15 protein-coding genes and 2 tRNA genes are annotated in these 18144 nt (G+C 34.1%); 10 read left to right on the top strand and 7 right to left on the bottom strand.

The window, feature by feature from the left end:
• Window positions 1–250 precede the first annotated feature (250 nt).
• The 3 genes from RNZ46_RS09110 (at window position 251) to RNZ46_RS09100 (ending at window position 3406) form a co-directional block, all read left to right on the top strand.
• Window positions 251–1033: a LytR/AlgR family response regulator transcription factor gene (locus RNZ46_RS09110; RefSeq protein ID WP_316981899.1), complete on the top strand. Its 783-nt coding sequence runs from the start codon at window positions 251–253 to the stop codon at window positions 1031–1033.
• A 21-nt stretch (window positions 1034–1054) separates the two neighbouring features.
• On the top strand, window positions 1055–2164 hold the full coding sequence (locus RNZ46_RS09105) for a sensor histidine kinase (RefSeq protein WP_316981898.1): 1110 nt from the start codon (window positions 1055–1057) through the stop codon (window positions 2162–2164).
• A 411-nt stretch (window positions 2165–2575) separates the two neighbouring features.
• Complete coding sequence (locus RNZ46_RS09100) at window positions 2576–3406, top strand: sensor histidine kinase (RefSeq protein WP_316981897.1); 831 nt, start codon at window positions 2576–2578, stop codon at window positions 3404–3406.
• Here the strand turns inward: RNZ46_RS09100 and galE are convergent.
• Window positions 3393–4415 (bottom strand): UDP-glucose 4-epimerase GalE, encoded by a 1023-nt coding sequence (galE, locus tag RNZ46_RS09095; RefSeq protein WP_316981896.1) that lies wholly within the window; start codon window positions 4413–4415, stop codon window positions 3393–3395. The genes RNZ46_RS09100 and galE overlap by 14 nt on opposite strands.
• On the bottom strand, window positions 4408–5541 hold the full coding sequence (locus RNZ46_RS09090) for a DegT/DnrJ/EryC1/StrS family aminotransferase (RefSeq protein WP_316981895.1): 1134 nt from the start codon (window positions 5539–5541) through the stop codon (window positions 4408–4410). The genes galE and RNZ46_RS09090 overlap by 8 nt, the downstream gene beginning before the upstream one ends.
• Before the next feature lie 159 nt (window positions 5542–5700).
• On the opposite strand from RNZ46_RS09090, the gene RNZ46_RS09085 reads away from it, so the two are divergent.
• A complete protein-coding gene (locus RNZ46_RS09085; RefSeq protein WP_316981894.1) occupies window positions 5701–6936 on the top strand; it encodes a 3-deoxy-D-manno-octulosonic acid transferase in 1236 nt (411 codons plus the stop codon).
• 111 nt (window positions 6937–7047) lie between these two features.
• Window positions 7048–7350: a hypothetical protein gene (locus tag RNZ46_RS09080; RefSeq protein WP_316981893.1), complete on the top strand. Its 303-nt coding sequence runs from the start codon at window positions 7048–7050 to the stop codon at window positions 7348–7350.
• Window positions 7351–7458: 108 nt separating this feature from the next.
• On the opposite strand, the gene RNZ46_RS09075 is transcribed toward RNZ46_RS09080, so the two are convergent.
• The 3 genes from RNZ46_RS09075 to mutS form a co-directional block, all read right to left on the bottom strand.
• A tRNA-Leu gene (locus RNZ46_RS09075) sits at window positions 7459–7542 on the bottom strand.
• 55 nt (window positions 7543–7597) lie between these two features.
• Window positions 7598–7669, bottom strand: a tRNA-Gly gene (locus tag RNZ46_RS09070).
• Between the two features lie 98 nt (window positions 7670–7767).
• Window positions 7768–10401, bottom strand: coding sequence for a DNA mismatch repair protein MutS (gene mutS / locus RNZ46_RS09065; RefSeq protein WP_316981892.1), 2634 nt, complete (start codon window positions 10399–10401; stop codon window positions 7768–7770).
• Between the two features lie 243 nt (window positions 10402–10644).
• Here mutS and RNZ46_RS09060 point away from each other — a divergent pair, with 243 nt between their 5' ends.
• Window positions 10645–11172 carry an RNA methyltransferase gene (locus tag RNZ46_RS09060; RefSeq protein ID WP_316981891.1) on the top strand — a complete coding sequence of 176 codons (528 nt, stop codon included), beginning with the start codon at window positions 10645–10647 and terminating at the stop codon, window positions 11170–11172.
• Between the two features lie 53 nt (window positions 11173–11225).
• On the opposite strand, the gene RNZ46_RS09055 is transcribed toward RNZ46_RS09060, so the two are convergent.
• Window positions 11226–11426 carry a hypothetical protein gene (locus tag RNZ46_RS09055; RefSeq protein ID WP_316981890.1) on the bottom strand — a complete coding sequence of 67 codons (201 nt, stop codon included), beginning with the start codon at window positions 11424–11426 and terminating at the stop codon, window positions 11226–11228.
• Window positions 11427–11591: 165 nt separating this feature from the next.
• Between RNZ46_RS09055 and RNZ46_RS09050 the strand changes: the two genes are divergently transcribed.
• Both RNZ46_RS09050 and RNZ46_RS09045 read left to right on the top strand, forming a co-directional pair.
• The gene (locus tag RNZ46_RS09050) at window positions 11592–12251 is read left to right on the top strand and encodes a class I SAM-dependent methyltransferase (protein WP_316981889.1); all 660 of its coding nucleotides are present in this window, start codon (window positions 11592–11594) and stop codon (window positions 12249–12251) included.
• A 234-nt stretch (window positions 12252–12485) separates the two neighbouring features.
• A complete protein-coding gene (locus RNZ46_RS09045; protein ID WP_316981888.1) occupies window positions 12486–13181 on the top strand; it encodes a HEAT repeat domain-containing protein in 696 nt (231 codons plus the stop codon).
• A gap of 143 nt (window positions 13182–13324) precedes the next feature.
• On the opposite strand, the gene folK is transcribed toward RNZ46_RS09045, so the two are convergent.
• Window positions 13325–14455, bottom strand: coding sequence for a 2-amino-4-hydroxy-6-hydroxymethyldihydropteridine diphosphokinase (folK, locus tag RNZ46_RS09040; protein WP_316981887.1), 1131 nt, complete (start codon window positions 14453–14455; stop codon window positions 13325–13327).
• 70 nt (window positions 14456–14525) lie between these two features.
• Between folK and RNZ46_RS09035 the strand changes: the two genes are divergently transcribed.
• Window positions 14526–15230, top strand: a complete 705-nt coding sequence (locus tag RNZ46_RS09035) for a queuosine precursor transporter (RefSeq protein ID WP_316981886.1) — start codon at window positions 14526–14528, stop codon at window positions 15228–15230.
• Window positions 15231–15339: 109 nt separating this feature from the next.
• Complete coding sequence (locus RNZ46_RS09030; RefSeq protein ID WP_316981885.1) at window positions 15340–18009, top strand: AsmA-like C-terminal region-containing protein; 2670 nt, start codon at window positions 15340–15342, stop codon at window positions 18007–18009.
• Window positions 18010–18144: the final 135 nt, after the last annotated feature.

Below are 18144 nucleotides of genomic sequence, written 5' to 3'. Positions count from 1 at the left end.
GACCTATTGAATATATATTAACTTAGATACGCCAACAAAAACGCATAATTACAGCTAATATGAATAATTTAAAGCTTGGTAGGTGCTATTGACATCAAATTGTGTTTAATTGATTTAAAATGCCGTTTTTTTGAATTGTATGAATTCTAAGTTGATTTGAATACCTGTTTTAATGCTGTAAAAAGATTTACTACGGCTTAAAAAGTTGATTTTTTATGCTAGTTTCGAATACTTAATTAATAATTTAATAATGATTGCTCCAATTAAGGCCATAATTATAGATGATGAATTCTTAGCTAGAAAAAGGGTTTTCAATTTATTGAATGACATTGAAGACATTCAATTAATTGAAGAATGTAGCTCTGGTAAAGAGGCCATAAAAGCAATACACGACAAAAAACCTGATCTCATTTTTTTGGATATTCAGATAACCGACATGACGGGTTTTGATATCCTTAAACAGATTGATGAATCAGCCATGCCATTAATAATTTTTATTACCGCTTTTGATGAATTTGCCTTAAAGGCTTTCGATTTTTTTGCTTTCGATTATTTACTAAAACCTTTTAAGGACGAGCGTTTTTTTCAATCAACCAATAAAGTGATTGATTTGTTTACTACAAACAAATCAGACGGGTTAAATAAAAAAATAAACAACTTACTACAGTATATTGAAAATCCCAATGCCGATTTTTTTGAAACTAAAAACTCGAAACTGGCCATTAAAGCCAATGGTAAAATATCGTTTATCGAAAAAAGCGACATAAAATATATTCAAGCCTCTGGTTATTATGCAGAGATTTTTACCGAGCAAAAAAAGTATCTTTTACGAGAATCCTTGAGCTCGTTACTACATCAATTAAAATCTTTTAACTTTATTAGAATTCACAGGTCAACCATTATTAATACCTCCTTAATCAAAGAGGTTTTATACTCCAATTATGGCGAGATTGACGTGAAAATGCAAGACGAAAAGCTCTTTAGAATAAGTAAATCTTACAAAAAGGAGTTTCAGAAAAAAATGGGGTTTTAATTAATTCGAGAATAGCTCTTTATGATTAAAAAATTAAAAAAGTATTTAGACTTTAAACTTATAGGCATTTTATCATTAGTTTATTTACTATTTGTTATTATTTATTCTTCAAAAAACGCCTATTTAAGAGTCTTAGTCCAAAGAAAAACAGACTGGGGAGAATTTGTTTTTGGCAATGTTTTAGACTGGTGCCTTATAACCATTTTTATGGTTTTTATAGCCATTACCACCAAGTATTTAATGAGTAAAAAAACAAAGCTCATTTTAATTGCTCTTATACATTTATTTTTTTCGTTTTTTATAGGGGCTTTTACCATTGGTGTTTCGTTGGGTGTTGATATTCTTAGAGACCCATCGGTTAAATTTTCTTTTGAAGAGCTATGCATCTCTTTCATTAGGCTAGTCGATTTACATTTTTTAATCTACATATCGTTAGTGGCGTTGATTTATATGTATTACTATTTGAAAAAAGTAGAAGAAAGTAAAATACAAACCATAAAGCTACAAGAGCAACTTTCAAAATCGCAATTAAAATTTCTTCAATCTCAAATGCACCCACATTTTCTATTTAACACTTTAAACGGGATTCATTCCTTAATGGATATAAACATTGAAAAGTCCAAAAGTATGGTAGTCGATTTAAGTGATTTGTTAAGAAATGTGTTGGACAAAAAAGATGATAATTTAATTGAATTACAGGAAGAATTAGAAATACTAAAAAAATACATTCAAATAAAAAAAACGCGCTTTTCAGACCAACTGAATATTCATCTAAATACTGAAGCAGGTTTAGAGAATGTACTGGTGCCCAATATGCTCATTCAGCCCATCGTGGAAAACTCTACAAAACATGGTTATAGCGATAATCATATATCACTGGATATTTTTATTTCTATTTACAAAAAAAATGAAAATCTTGTTATTAAAGTTGAAAACAACGGAACAGCTTTAAAAGACACACTATCAGAACTATTAAAAAAAGGAACGGGCTTAAGTAATATTAAAGAACGGTTACTTACATTATACAAGGAAAACCATGAGCTAAGCATAGATAATAGCAACAACAAGGTTGTTACCAAAATAAGCTTCCCAATAGAACTGTCCATTTCAGAAATCGAAAAAGATTATTAAATTCAGTAAAAAGTATATAACATGAGAAAACATTTAGAATTGTTAAAGTTCACTAAAAAAACGTTTTTATAAACAAACAGAAGCTTAATGATGTTTTTTAAAAGCGTTGATAGAAAATTAATTAAAATATTATTTTGGTATTACTCTGCTGTAGTTTTTTTATCTTTTTGTAAAAAAATTTTTTGGAGACTCCAAATTAGCACTCCAAATATTGAAAACCAATTATATATTACTGCAGATTGGCTTTTTCTGTTAGTATATAATATATTTTTTGATTGGCTAATAGTTATATTCCTCATGATATGTGTGGCATATTTTACTAAAAAAATGATTGATAAAAAAGTTAAATGGAAGCATATTATTATTATCCATTCTATTATATCACTAGTGTTCAGTTGGTTAATTTTTTTGATGGCGTCAATACTAATTGTGCTCTCAGAAGGGTTCAATTTTAATTACGATAAGATTGCAAACAATCTTTCCTTTAAACATTATTTTAATGTTGTGGATCTTAATTTTCTAATATACACATCCATGTTAGGCATTATTTTAACATACAATTACATTAAGCATATAAAAAAGGCACAAAAAGAAAAAGCAGATTTAACAATACAATTAACCAATCAGAAAATGAAATTCCTGCAGTCTCAAATGCAACCTCACTTTCTGTTCAATACTCTAAATGGCATTCATTCCTTAATGGATATAAACATTGAAAAGTCTAAAACAATGGTGGTGGATTTAAGCGATTTGTTAAGAAGTGTTTTAGATAAAAAAGATGAAAATTTAATTGAGTTGCAAGAAGAATTAGAAATATTAAAGAAATACATCCACATTAAAAAAACACGCTTTTCAGACCAACTGAATATTCAACTTAATGTTGAAGCAGGTTTAGAAAATATTTTGGTGCCCAATATGCTCATTCAACCTATTGTCGAGAATTCTACCAAACACGGTTACGGTACAGAATTTATTTCATTGGAAATTATAATTGATATTTATAAAAAGAACGACAAACTTATTATTAAAGTTCAAAACGATGGAACAGCCTTAAGCGAAAAATATCCTACTTTGCTAAAAAAAGGCACGGGGCTCAATAACATTAAAGAACGGCTGGACACTTTATATGGCATCAATTATAAACTCAAAATTTTTAACGAGTCTAATAAAGTGATTACCAAGGTTAGCTTCCCAATAAAATTATCAATCTCTAAAATTGAAAAGATTTTTAACCTTTCCTAACTTTTTGCTCCCATTTCCAAGCAGAACGCATGGCATCGTCTAAGGTTAATTCTGTTTTCCAACCTAACTCGTTATTGGCTTTGGTCGTATCTGCGTATGCCGAAATAATATCGCCTTCTCTTCTGCCAACAATTTTATAATTGAGTTTTTCTCCCGAAACTTTTTCGAATGCTTTAACCACTTCCAAAACCGAACTGCCTTTACCGGTGCCTAAATTAAAGGTCTCATAATTAGCTTTATTTTTGTTTTGCAATAATCGATTAAGTGCCACAACATGTGCTTTGGCTAAATCGACTACGTGAATATAATCGCGAATACAGGTCCCGTCTGGCGTTGGATAATCGTCTCCAAAAACCGACAACTGCTCACGAATACCAATAGCCGTTTGCGTAATAAATGGCACTAAATTTTGTGGCACGCCAATGGGCAATTCGCCTATTTTTGCCGATTCGTGCGAACCAACCGGATTAAAATAACGCAATGCAATCGCTTTTAAACTTGGAGTTACTTTACAGGTATCGCTTATAATTTCCTCGCCTATTTGCTTGGTGTTTCCATAAGGTGATTCCGCTTGTTTTACAGGTGCATTTTCGGTTATTGGTAATTCATCGGCTTGACCGTAAACCGTACACGACGAGCTAAAAATAAATGCTGCAGATGGTAATTTTTTCAACTCTTTTAGAATATAAATCAACGTAGAAATGTTGTTTTCGTAGTACAACAAAGGTTCCTGAACACTTTCACCTACCGCTTTACTCGCTGCAAAATGTATCACGCCTTTTATGTCGTTATGTTTTGCAAAAAAGCTTTCTACCTTAGGTCTATCCTTTAAATCCAGTTTTTCAAAAATTGGTGTTTTTCCTGTAATAGCGGTAATGCCATCTAAAACATTTTCTGACGAATTTGATAAATCATCAATAATAACAACCTCGTAGCCTTCGTTTTGTAATTCTACAACCGTATGTGAGCCAATAAAACCTAAACCGCCTGTAACTAATATTTTATCCATTTATAAAATTTATAAGAGTTGATGTGATATATTCGATTTGTTCGTCATCCAATTCGGTGTGCATGGGTAACGAAATAACATCTTTAACCAATTGATTGGTAACTTTAAAATCTGTTTCGTTATAACGCGCATCTGCATATGCCTTTTGCTTGTGAAGCGGAATGGGGTAATACACCCCACACGGAATATCGTGGGCATTTAAATGTTTTACTAAGGCATCTCTATCCACGCCTTTTACTTTTAATGTGTATTGATGGAACACATGATTGTCATCACTCCCAGTTCGAAAAGGTGTTACAATGTTATCAATATTATTAAATGCCGCATCGTATTTATTGGCGGCCTCTCTTCGTCTGTCGCAATAATCGTCTAAATGCGGTAATTTTGCATCTAAAACAGCGGCTTGTATACTATCTAATCTAGAGTTTACACCAACAACATCGTGGTGGTAACGCTCGTACATGCCGTGATTTACAATACCTCTAATCGTGTGTGCCAAATCATCGTCATTTGTAAAAATAGCACCACCATCGCCATAACAACCTAAATTTTTTGATGGAAAAAACGAGGTAGAGCCCACATGTGCAATGGTTCCAGCCTTGGCTTTCGTACCGTCTTTATAGGTATATGTGGCTCCAATGGCTTGCGCATTATCTTCAATCACAAACAAATTATAGGCTTTGGCAATGTCCATTATAGCTTCCATATCAGCGCACTGCCCAAATAAATGCACGGGTACAATGGCCTTGGTTTTTGGTGTGATGGCTTTTTTAATGGCATCAATATTAATGTTGAAATCATCTGGATTAACATCTACTAAAACCGGCGTTAAATTAAGCAAGGCTATAACCTCAACAGTCGCCGCAAAAGTAAAATCGGCAGTAATAACCTCATCACCCGGTTTTAAGCCTAAACCCATCATTGCAATTTGCAAAGCATCGGTACCATTGGCACAAGGAATAACATGCTTTACATTAAGATACTCCTCTAAGTTTTTTTGAAACTCATGAACTTTAGGCCCATTTATAAATGATGTGGTTTCAATAACCTCCTGAATTGCAGGATTTACAACATCTTTTATTTGACTGTACTGACCTTTAAGGTCTACCATTTGAATTTTCTTCATCTAAAAATTTTTATGGTTCATTTATGCTAAGAAAACAGATGAACATTATTTTAATGAATACGCTTTTAACAGCTTTAATGTAGCGAAATTACAAAATTCATAAGCGTTAACCAACGTATTTATTTTAAAGAAATGTATTTTAGCGTTAAAGAAATAAAATTGAGTTTAATTTATAATTTAGGAATTTATCTGGCCCAATTAGGCTTAAAATGTGTTGCGCCATTTAACAAAAAAATTGCCTTAGGCGTTAAAGGACGCTCTGAAACCTTTAATACTTTAAAAAACAACCTCAAAAAAACCGACAAAACCCTTTGGTTTCATTGTGCCTCTTTGGGTGAATACGAACAAGGGCTTCCTGTTTTTAAGGCCTTGCGAGAGCGTTACAAAACCCATAAAATTGTGCTCACTTTTTTTTCGCCTTCAGGTTACCAAATTCGTAAAAACTCGCCCATTGCCGATGTGGTTGTTTATTTGCCCATAGACACAAAAAAGAACGCCAAAACCTTTTTAAATATGGTAAACCCCGAACTTACCATTTTTGTTAAATACGATATTTGGCCCAATGTTTTAAATGAATTAAAACAAAGGCAATTACGCGCCATTTTAATTTCGGCGGCATTTAGAGAAAATCAATCATTTTTTAAATTTTACGGAAAAACTCTACGGAAAGCTTTATTTACGTTCGAGCATATTTTTACACAAAATGAAGCTTCAAAAACTTTACTTGAATCTATAAACTACAATACTGTTTCCGTATCGGGCGATACCCGTTTCGATCGTGTTTACAGTCAATTAAACCAAAATAATCAGTTAGATTTTATCGAAGACTTTAAGGGCAATAACTTATGTGTTGTGGCCGGAAGTACTTGGTTGCCAGATGAAAATTTATTTATAAACTTCGTTAATAATGAAGCCTCCAAAGGTGTTAAATTTATTTTGGCACCTCACAATATTAATCATGCGCAAATAAAAAACCTAAAGGAAAAAGTACATACCGAAACCGTTTTATTTAGCGAAAAGGATGGAAAAAATCTCTCGAAAGCACAGGTTTTTATTATAGACACCATAGGTTTATTAACTAAAATATACCATTATGCCGATATAGCTTATGTTGGTGGCGCCATGGGAAACACAGGCTTACACAACACTTTAGAGCCCGCCGTTTTTGGAGTTCCTATTATTATAGGCAATAATCACGTTAAATTTCCCGAGGCTAAATCCATGATCGATATGGGCGGTATGTTTTCTATTTCCAACCAAAACGAGTTTAATGCCGTATTAAATGAACTTATTAAAAATGAGGCTAAAAGGCTGGATTCTGGCAGTAAAAATCTAGATTATATTAAAAAAAACAAAGGAGCTGTCATCCAAATCCTCGATTATCTGCGTATATAATATGATTTTAATGGCAAATGTTAAAAAATTAACATAATCTTAATAGGTTTTAACAATAAGTTATTAAATTCGTAATCTAAATATTAAAAATTAACACTAAAACAAAAACCAATGAAAAAATTATTATTAAGCACTGCTTTATTGCTAGTATTAGGCTTATCCTTTAACTCTTGTAGAGATAACAAAAAAGCTGAAGATTCAATAGAAGAAGCCGTAGAAGCTACAGAAGAAGCTGTTGAAGAAGCAGGTGATGCTATAGAAGATGCTGTTGATGATGCAGGCGATGCTATTGAAGAAGCTGGCGACGAAGCTGGTGAAGCTATAGATAAGGCTGTTGATGCTGCTGGTGACGCCGCAGATAAAGCTGCTGAAAGTGCAAAGGAGAAAGTAAAAGAAGCTACCGACGGTAATTAATACGCGTCTAAAGTTTAATAAAAACCACCTAAAAGGTGGTTTTTTTATGTTTGAATGTTAGATATTAAATCAAAAAAAGCCGAAACATTCGTTTCGGCTTTTCATCTGTACTGAAGACGGGACTTGAACCCGTACGTCCTAATGGACATTGGATTTTAAGTCCAACGTGTCTACCAATTCCACCACTTCAGCATGCTTCGACTGCACTCAGCACGTCGACATTGGTATTTTTTAAGAAAGTTTTCAGAGCGAAAGACGGGATTTGAACCCGCGACCCCCACCTTGGCAAGGTGATGCTCTACCCCTGAGCTACTTTCGCAGTATTTATAATGAACGTGCAATATCGCTATTGCGGATGCAAATTTAAAATATTTCTAGGAATTCCAAAGCCTTTTTAGAGAAATTATAAAATTATTTTTAGGCTTGTTTTTTCTTAACCAACATACGCTTAATTTCGTTCAATTTCATGAGGGCTTCAACGGGAGTAAGTGTATCAATATCAATGTGTAAAATCTCTTCTTTTATATTCTCCAACAAGGGATCGTCTAGATTAAAGAAGCTTAATTGCATCTCGTCATTTAACGATTTTACTTTATCGGTGAGTTCTTCACTGGAGTGCGATTGTTCTAGTTTTTTTAATATTTTGTTCGCGCGATGCAACACTTGCTGTGGCATGCCTGCCATTTTAGCTACATGAATACCAAAACTGTGTGCACTTCCACCTTCAACCAATTTTCTTAAAAAAAGCACATTGTCTTTTAATTCTTTTACTGAAACGTTAAAGTTTTTTATATGCGAAAATGTTTCGCTCATTTCGTTGAGCTCGTGATAATGGGTTGCAAACAAGGTTTTAGGTTTTGCAGGATGCTCGTGCAGATATTCGCTAATAGCCCAGGCTATCGAAATACCATCGTAGGTACTGGTACCTCTTCCAATTTCATCTAAAAGCACTAAACTTCTATCGGAAATATTATTCAAGATTGAAGCTGTTTCGTTCATCTCTACCATAAACGTAGATTCGCCCATCGAGATATTATCGCTGGCACCAACACGTGTGAAAATTTTATCCACCAATCCAATTCGAGCATTTTTTGCTGGCACAAAACTTCCTATTTGAGCCAATAAAACAATGAGTGCGGTTTGACGTAATATAGCCGATTTACCAGACATATTGGGGCCCGTAATCATGATAATTTGCTGGGTTTTTCTATCTAAAAACACATTGTTTGCAATATAACTTTCGCCAATGGGCAATTGCTTTTCGATAACGGGATGCCTCCCATCTTTTATATCCAAATCAAAGGAATCATCAATTGTGGGATAACTGTATTTATTCTCTTTCGCCAGTTGCGAAAACCCACATAAACAGTCTATTTGCCCAATTAAAAAAGCGTTTTGCTGCACGGGTTTTATGTACTGATTTAACCAAATAACCAATTCTGAAAACAACTGCTGCTCAATGGCCAAAATACGTTCTTCAGCTCCTAAAATTTTGGCTTCGTATTCTTTAAGTTCTTCAGTTATATAACGTTCGGCATTAACTAAGGTTTGCTTTCGTATCCACTCTTCCGGCACTTTATCTCTGTGCGTGTTCCGGACTTCAATATAATACCCAAACACATTATTAGAGGCTATTTTAAGCGATGTAATGCCCGTGCGCTCGCTCTCGCGCTCTAACATGTTGTCTAAATAATTTTTTCCGGATTTGGACAATGCTCTCAACTCGTCCAATTCCGAAGAAAATCCAACAGCAATACTGTTTCCTTTTAAAACATTTACTGGGGCATCTTCATTTAAGGTCTTCTTTATTTTTTCACGAAGCACATCACAGCTCTGTAATTTATCGCCAATAATTTTAAGCGATTCGTTATCGCAATTTGAAGCTAACGCCTTTATGGGCACAATGGCTTCCAATGAATTTTTAAGCTGAATAACCTCACGCGGATTCACTTTTTGCGTGGCCACCTTAGAAATTAAGCGCTCAATATCGCCAATATGCTTGATATGCCCCTGAATTTTTTGAAGCGTCGTTTTATTTTTAGTCAAAAAATTGACCACCTCGTGTCGTTGCTTTATTTTTTCAACATGCTTTAAAGGCAACGCCAGCCAACGTTTTAACAATCTGCCACCCATGGGCGAAATGGTTTTATCAATCACATTTAACAGCGTTACGGCATTGTTATTTGTTGAGTTATAAAGCTCTAAATTTCTGATGGTGAATTTGTCCATCCACACATAATCATCTTCGGCAATTCTAGAAATAGAGGTAATATGCTGGAGTTTGTTGTGCTGCGTTTCGCCCAAATAATGTAGAATTGAACCCGATGCAATAATACCTTCGTACAACTCTTCAATACCAAAACCCTTAAGCGTTTTTGTGTTAAAATGTTTGGTTAAGGTTTCGTAGGCATAATCGGTTTGGTAGACCCAATCCTCTAAAAAGAAGGTATGGAAATCATCGCCAAAGGTATCGTTAAAAAGGGTACGCTTTTGTTTGGAAACCAACACTTCACTAGGGTTGAAATTTTGAAGCAACTTATCGATATATTCCGCATTGCCCTGCGAAGTTAAAAACTCGCCGGTTGAAATGTCCAAAAACGAAATACCAATTCTTTGTTTGGTTACTGAGCTTGTTGAGGCATCAAAATACACCGAACATAAAAAATTATTCGATTTTGAAATTAAAACCTCATCGTTTAAAGCAACACCCGGAGTAACTAATTCGGTAACACCTCGTTTTACAATGGTTTTGGTTTGCTTTGGGTCTTCAAGCTGATCGCAAATAGCAACCCGCTCGCCAGCTTTTACCAACTTAGGCAAATACGTATTTAATGAATGATGCGGAAAACCTGCCAACTCTGTTTCGCTCTCGCTACCAGCTCCGCGCTTGGTTAAAATAATACCTAAAATATTTGCCGTTTTTACAGCATCGCTCCCAAAGGTTTCGTAAAAATCGCCCACCCGAAACAGCAACAAAGCATCAGGATACTTTGCCTTTATGGCGTTGTACTGTTTCATTAACGGTGTTTCTTTTTTTGATTTTTTTGCCAACGGAATTTTGTTTTTAAGTAAGTTTGCTAATGTAATTAATTATTGATGTTTTTTTAAACTGTAACGCTAGAAGTTATCTACAATTATTAACAATTAATTAGTTTAGAATAGCCACAAATACACGAATATTTACTCGTTATTTTGATAGAGGAACGACTGTCTTAATCTTTTTAGGGTTAAATACAAACAGATTGCGACGTCGTAAAAAACTCCTCGCAAAAACATAAAAGAATAAACAACAAAATGCGCAAACTAAAAAATAGCGAATTAGACCGATTAAGCATTAATGCTTTTAAAGAAGCGACAAAAACACCGCTTATCATTATTCTCGACAATATTAGAAGTTTGAATAATATTGGTTCGGTTTTTAGAACCAGTGACGCTTTTTTAATTGAAAAAATTTATTTGTGTGGCATCACCGCAACACCACCACATAAAGACATCCATAAAACCGCTTTGGGAAGCACCGAAACGGTAGAATGGGAATACGCCGAAAACACGTTGGATGTGGTTGAAAAACTGAAAGCCGAAAACGTAAAAATATGCTCAATTGAACAAGCTGAAAACGCCACGATGCTTAACAACTTTACGCCTAAACGACAAACAACTTATGCCTTAGTTTTTGGCAACGAGGTAAAAGGTGTTGCTCAAAATGTGGTTTCTGCTAGCGATACCGTGATTGAAATCCCCCAATTTGGAACCAAACATTCCCTAAATATTTCAGTGAGTTGCGGCGTTGTGGTTTGGGATGTGTTTAGTAAAATAAAATAATAACAAGCTTAATTATGATACATATCCAGAAATTGAAATGAGAACAAAATTTCTTATTTATTGTCAATCTTTAGAAAATACAATAAAAATGGAACACAAACAACAACTCCAATTCCAACAACTAAAAAGCTAGTATTAAAAGGAAATAGCATAAATCCATAACCGCCAGCTATGAAATAAACAACCAAACAAATTATTAGTATTAAATAGGTTTTAAATCCAATTTTCGTTTTTTCTGATTTAAAATACTCCATAACTCATTTTTTTTTGGGCAAAATTTATTACCTAAATATAATAATATATTTGCTAAAACGCAATTCTCATATTGTTATGTTTAAATTATCAATCCAAAAAATCTTATAGCTTATATAATTGCTTTTTGAAATACATTTATTTAGTTTAAAAAGAGATAAAAAAAAGTGACTAAAAAACAAAAAAAGCCTTGGCCAACTAAAGATGTGATGCACCAGATTTATGACATGCATCTTTGGGGTGGAAAAGACTTCGATTTTTATTCGGGAGAAGGCTCGCACAACCCAGAAATTATAAACCCATATTTAGATGCTATTATTGGTTTTTTAAACGCTTTCGCGGAAAAAATAACGGTTTGCGATTTAGGCTGTGGCGATTTTAATATCGGTAAACACCTTGCCACATACAGCAAAAAATATACTGCTGTTGATATTGTTGAAACCCTAATTGAAAGAAATAAAAAATTATTCAAAAAAGACAACTTAGAGTTTCGTTGTTTGGATATTTCAAAAGAAGCACTACCCCAAGCAGACTGCATTATTTTACGGCAAGTGTTACAGCATTTATCGAATGCCGAAATACAAAGCACTTTAAAAAAACTAGAGGCTTTTAAGTACATTATTTTAACCGAACACATCCCAGTTGGCAGCTTTACCCCAAACAAAGACATTATTTCCGGGCAAGGGATTCGACTAAAACAAAACAGCGGCGTTAATATTTTGGAAGCGCCTTTTAATTTTAAGATTAAAAATGAAAAACAACTTAACAAGTATGTTTTGGATGATAAAAAAGGACGTATTGTAACGACGTTGTTTGAAGTATTTTAATTGAACCTCTTTTTGTCATGCCTTGATTTGACATGGAATCTATTAACAATTGAGACTGAAATGTGGATTCCTGCTTTCGCAGGAATGACAAAATTAACTTACAATTTAACTTGGTTCTAATATTAAAAAAAATTAACTTCGCCTACTTGTGCTGAACTTGCTTCAGTATCGGTGAATATTAATCATTGAAACGGATTAATATCCGCGAGCCATTTTAGGTAAGCTGACAAAACTATGGATTTTAGCAGTTTAAATAATGACGAATTTGTCGAATATGTAATAAAAGAACATAAGAAAAGAAACACTAAAGAGTTTTATGAAACTCAGCGTATCCGAAAAAAGGAAGACGAATTTGTTACAATGGAACTTAGAAAAGCTGGATTTAAAGTTTCTAGTTTATTTGACCTTGTAAATTTTAAACAAACTGACTTCGGATATATAAATCTATTGCTTAATCTGTTGGACTCTGAAAAAATAACTGACTCCATTATGAAAGATGGAATGGTAAGAGCAATAACAGTAAGAAAAGCAAAGGGAATTGCCGAAAATCAATTATTGAAATTTTACGGTAACCTGAAAACTGAACAAGAAAAAGAAACTATTGGATGGAGCATTGGAAACTGGTTTGATCACTTATATTCGGATTCTTACTTTGAACCAATAAAAGAAATTTCGTCTAATAAGAATAATGGAATATCAAGACAGATGTTTGTAAAGGCACTTGGAAAAACAAAAGAGCATAAACCAATAGCCGAAAAATTATTGTTTGAATTGACTTTTGACAATGAAGTTGTTTTACACGCAATTAGTGCACTTGGTAAACTAAAATCGACGAACTCGATTGAAAGACTGACTGAATTAACGAATAATAAAAATAAAACTATAAAAAAGGTAGCTAATAAAGCATTGAAAAAAATAACAACAGAATAAAAGCCTACCTACAACATTTAATTTCTTAGTCTCGCCTACTTCTGAAAATTCTTGCGGATTTTCAGTTTGGAGTGTACTTGTTAAGTAAGTGCTAAACCACGCAACGTATCATATACGAAACCGATAAGCGGAACCCAAAAAAATCACTCCCAACAAACCTCTCCCAAAACCCACAAATAATCTGCGCGATTCTCAACAAAATCCTTATCAGAAATATCAATAATTTTTACATTAAAGTCGCTTTGGGTTTTTAAAAACTCCAAGTAACCAGCGTTAATTTTTTCCAAATAATCGTTGTCGATATTCTGCTCGTAATCGCGACCGCGTTTTTTTATGTTTTGTTGCAACCGCTCCGTATTTTGGTATAAATACACATACAATTCGGGCTTTTTTAAATCTTTGTACATCAAATTAAAAAGCTTTCGGTATAGCATAAATTCATCTTCGGCCAAGGTGATTTTCGAGAAAATAAGCGATTTAAACACATCGTAATCGCTCACTATAAAATCTTTAAACAAATCGAGCTGCGATAAATCGTCAGAGATTTGCTGGTATCTATCGGCCAAAAAACTCATCTCTAAGGTAAAGGCGTAACGCTGAGCATCTTTATAAAATTTTGGCAAAAACGGATTGTCGGCAAAGCGTTCTAATATGAGTTTCGCATTAAAATCCTGCGCCATTTTAGTAGCTAAACTGGTTTTTCCGGCCCCAATATTCCCTTCAATGGCAATGTAGTTGTATTGTGAAAAATCATAAGTTTTACTTGGGTTTTTCAACCAAATATTAATGGGTTCTAAAACCGATTCGTCTTCACATTCATTTAATAAAACAGCAACTTCTTTATTAAGTTTTGGATGCTTTATTTTAGAGGCAATATCGTTAAGGGGTTGCAATACAAACCTGCGTTTTTCCATTTCGGGATGCGGCACTTGCAAGGTTTTCGTATCTATAATTTCGGTTTCGGCAAAAACGATATCCAAATCTATGGTTCGAGCTTCGTAACCCGCTCCTTGTTTTCGGGTGCGCCCTAAAGCGGTTTCAATATTTAGTAATTCCTGCAATACCTGTTCCGCACTTAAATGCGATGCCATAACCGCACAGGCATTAAAAAAGTCATCACTTTCAAAACCAAAAGCAGGCGATTTATAAACTTTCGAAATCCGTTTTATATGCCCTATTTTTTTATGGATTGCATCCAAGGCATTTTGTAAATTTTTAAATTTATCGCCTTTGTTACTGCCTAATGCAATATGATATGTGATTGGTTTTTTCATTGAAAAAGCAAATTAACTAAAACAATTTTTAATCCTTTATATTTACGAGACGTATTTATTCACAATTTATATGACCGTAAAAGACAAACTTGCAGCACAGCGTATTTACATGCTTTTAGGTGCGCTATTTATAACATCGTTAGTGGTTTCAAACTTAATTTTTCAAAAGTTTTTTTATTGGCACCCCTTGGATATCGAAGTTTTTGGCAGTAAACTTTTTATAGTGTCGGTTGGTATTTTGCCCTATCCCATTACCTTTTTAATCACCGATTTAATTAGCGAGATTTACGGTAAAAAGCGCGCCAATCAGGTGGTGGTTACCGGTATATTTGCTTCTTTGTTTTCGGTTTTAATTGTTTATGTGGCCGACATTGTTCCCGCTTTTGCCAATTCGCCCATTAACGATGCCATTTTTACTCAAGTTTTTGGCAGAACTATTTTAGCGGTTGGTGCCAGCATGACCGCCTATTTATTTGCGCAGTTTGTAGACATTCAAATTTATCATTTCTGGAAAAAACTCACCCATGGCAAATACCTTTGGTTGCGCAATAATTTCTCGACGTGGTTATCGCAGTTTGTCGATACCTTTTCAGTCGTTTTTTTACTGTGTTTTTTCGAGGTTTTACCCTGGAGCCTTTTTAAAGGTTTATTGGTTAGCGGATTTTTATTTAAGGTTTTTGTTGCCGCTTGCGATACACCTTTTTTATATTTGGGCGTTTATTTATTCAGAAAACGTTTTAATTTAAAGGTAAACGAAGAGATCGATTTACTTTAATTTCGATTGCGTTAATATTACTTTCGTTCAGGTTAAATTTTTATTAAACTTTTTGGTTATTTAAACTTAAACACAATCACACTCGTATATTTATATAAACTCGTTTTTTATGAAAAAGGCTATAAAAATTATTGGCATCACATTACTAATCATCATCGCACTTTTAATTGCAATCCCTTTTGCATTTCAAGGTCAGATTAAAGATATAGTTAAGCGCTTTATAAACGAAAACGTGAATGCCAAAGTGGAGTTTAGCGATGTTAGCTTAAGTTTTATCAGCAGCTTTCCGCAAGCCCATGTTAGCGTAAGCGATTTGGTTATTTCCAATTTTGAACCTTTTAAAGACGAAACCTTGGCCACCGCAAAAAGCATCGCCTTTACCATGCCCATAAAAGAGCTGTTTAAAACCGCGAGCGAAGATCCAATAACCGTAAATTCGATTGATGTTGACGCCATTTTATTAACCCTAAAAACAAACAAATTTGGCGACGTAAATTACGATATTGCCAAAGCAGATGAAAACGTTTCAGCCGAAACACCATCAAGTAGTTTTTCTTTTAATCTTGAAGATTACAGCGTCAATAACAGTGCGTTAACGTATTTGGATGAAGCTTCAAATATGATTATTCATGTATCTGAAATCAATCATACAGGCAACGGTATTTTTTCCGCGGAAGCATCAGAATTAAACACAAAAAGTGAAGCTAATTTGAGCATTACCTTGGATAGCACCACATATTTAAGCAACAACCCAGTAAAACTGGATGCTTTAATAGGGCTGGACTTAAACAACAGCATTTACACCTTTAAAGAAAACAAAGGTTTTATTAACGATTTGCCATTGGAGTTTCAAGGTTTTGTAAAGCAGTTGGAAAACGGACAAGAGATTGATATCACTTTTAAAAACCCGGAATCTGATTTTAAAAACTTCTTGGCGGTCATTCCAAAAACATATTCTAAAAATATCGACGATGTACAAACCACCGGCGATTTTAAAATAAATGGCAGTATAAAAGGCTTAAATTCCGATGAGACCATTCCTAATTTAGACATTAATATCACATCAAATAACGCCTCGTTTAAATATCCGGATTTACCAAAACGGGTAAGCAACATTTCCATAAATACATCCATAAAAAATACCACAGGCAATGTAGATGATACGTTTGTAGCCATTAAAAAACTGAATTTTAAAATTGACAATGATGTTTTTAAATCCTCGGCAACTCTAAAAAACATTACCAAAAATATGTTGGTAAACGCTAATATTGACGGTGTTTTAAATTTAGCCAACATTACCAAAGTGTATCCCATTGAATTGGATAATGCATTGAGCGGGATTCTAAAAGGAAAAATCAACACGTCTTTCGACATGAAAGCGATTGAAACCAATGCTTACCAGCGCATTAAAAATAATGGTTCGGCAAGCATTACCGATTTTGTGTTTTCATCGGAAGATATTGTAAACCCTATCCATATTTCGCAAGCAGACATGACCTTTAATCCGGGAACGGTTTCATTAAATCATTTTAAAGCCAAAACGGGCGATAGCGATTTAAACGCCACCGGAACCATTAAAAACCTATTGGGCTTTTTACTAAGCGACAACACACTACAAGGAAATTTTAACGTGAATTCCAATGTATTTAAAGTGAGTGATTTTATGAAAGAAGATGAAGCTTCCGCTGAAAATAAAACGACCACTGATACCGAATCTTTAAAAATTCCAGCCTTTTTAGATTGCACCATAAATGCCGATGCCAAAACCGTGGTTTACGACAATTTAAACTTAAAAGATGTGAAAGGCACGCTGTTGATTAAAGACCAGCAAGCGACCTTAAAAAATATGACGTCCAGTATTTTTGACGGCGCGTTGTCCATTGCCGGCGATGTGTCAACAAAAAGCGAAACACCCACTTTTAATTTGAATTTGGGTGCTGATGGGTTTGATATTTCCCAGTCGTTTAACAACATGGAACTGCTTCAAAATTTAGCGCCAATTGCCAAATTGCTCGCCGGAAAATTAAATACCAATATTAGTCTTTCGGGTAAATTAGATAGTGAGTTTTCTCCGAAGTTAAGTAGTATGTCCGGTAACGCTTTCGCGGAATTGTTAGCCACTCGAATTGGTGCAAGCCAAAGTGAATTGATGACCAAGCTTGAAGGCGCATTGAATTTTATAGATTTTAAAAAATTGGATTTAAAGGATTTAAAAACCAAATTGGAATTCGCCAACGGACAGGTAAGCGTAAAACCATTTCAAATAAAATACGATGATATTGTAATTAATGTTTCGGGATCGCATGGTTTTGATAAAACCTTAAATTACAGTGCCATTTTTAATGTACCCGCAAAATATTTAGGCAGCGAGATTAATCAGTTAATTGGAAGAATTAACACCGAAGAAGCTAAAAATATCGCCATTCCGGTTACGGCCAATATTGGTGGTTCTTACACGAATCCGACGGTAAAAACCGATTTAACTAGTGGTATTAGTAGCCTAACAAATCAACTTATCGAAATTGAAAAACAAAAACTATTAAATCAAGGCAAAGACAAGGTCAAGGATTTAATTGGCGATGTTATTGGCGGTAATAAAACTAAAACAGACTCCCTTAAAAAAGAACAAAATAATACGGTTAAGGATGTTTTGGGCGGTATTATCAATAAAAACAAAACACCCTCAGATTCTACAAAGACAAACACCAACGATGCGGTTAAAAATGTACTTGGTGGCTTATTAGGCAAAAAGAAAAAAGCAACGGATACGGTTAATTAGTGTTTAGGAATGCCCAAATTTATCATACGCACCATGTTTTTATCAATTACAACCGAATAAAGGGTTGGTTTAATGTTTGGATTAAGGCTTCAATTTTGGAATGCAAATACCCAAAATCGCTTAAAATTGCCCAAA

The sequence above is a fragment of the Hwangdonia lutea genome (assembly GCF_032814565.1).
Taxonomy (GTDB): domain Bacteria; phylum Bacteroidota; class Bacteroidia; order Flavobacteriales; family Flavobacteriaceae; genus Hwangdonia; species Hwangdonia lutea.
The sequence above is the reverse complement of the archived record's forward strand: the minus strand, read 5'-3'. Positions and strand labels throughout refer to the sequence as shown.

What these genes read in the sequence shown, in the direction of transcription:
- RNZ46_RS09100 (WP_316981897.1), top strand. Translation starts at nt 2,576, where the DNA reads ATGGCGTCAATACTAATTGTGCTCTCAGAAGGGTTCAATTTTAATTAC.
- galE (WP_316981896.1), bottom strand. Translation starts at nt 4,415, where the DNA reads ATGGATAAAATATTAGTTACAGGCGGTTTAGGTTTTATTGGCTCACAT.
- RNZ46_RS09105 (WP_316981898.1), top strand. Translation starts at nt 1,055, where the DNA reads ATGATTAAAAAATTAAAAAAGTATTTAGACTTTAAACTTATAGGCATT.
- RNZ46_RS09030 (WP_316981885.1), top strand. Translation starts at nt 15,340, where the DNA reads ATGAAAAAGGCTATAAAAATTATTGGCATCACATTACTAATCATCATC.
- RNZ46_RS09035 (WP_316981886.1), top strand. Translation starts at nt 14,526, where the DNA reads ATGACCGTAAAAGACAAACTTGCAGCACAGCGTATTTACATGCTTTTA.
- RNZ46_RS09110 (WP_316981899.1), top strand. Translation starts at nt 251, where the DNA reads ATGATTGCTCCAATTAAGGCCATAATTATAGATGATGAATTCTTAGCT.
- RNZ46_RS09055 (WP_316981890.1), bottom strand. Translation starts at nt 11,426, where the DNA reads ATGGAGTATTTTAAATCAGAAAAAACGAAAATTGGATTTAAAACCTAT.
- RNZ46_RS09060 (WP_316981891.1), top strand. Translation starts at nt 10,645, where the DNA reads ATGCGCAAACTAAAAAATAGCGAATTAGACCGATTAAGCATTAATGCT.
- RNZ46_RS09090 (WP_316981895.1), bottom strand. Translation starts at nt 5,541, where the DNA reads ATGAAGAAAATTCAAATGGTAGACCTTAAAGGTCAGTACAGTCAAATA.
- RNZ46_RS09045 (WP_316981888.1), top strand. Translation starts at nt 12,486, where the DNA reads ATGGATTTTAGCAGTTTAAATAATGACGAATTTGTCGAATATGTAATA.
- RNZ46_RS09080 (WP_316981893.1), top strand. Translation starts at nt 7,048, where the DNA reads ATGAAAAAATTATTATTAAGCACTGCTTTATTGCTAGTATTAGGCTTA.
- folK (WP_316981887.1), bottom strand. Translation starts at nt 14,455, where the DNA reads ATGAAAAAACCAATCACATATCATATTGCATTAGGCAGTAACAAAGGC.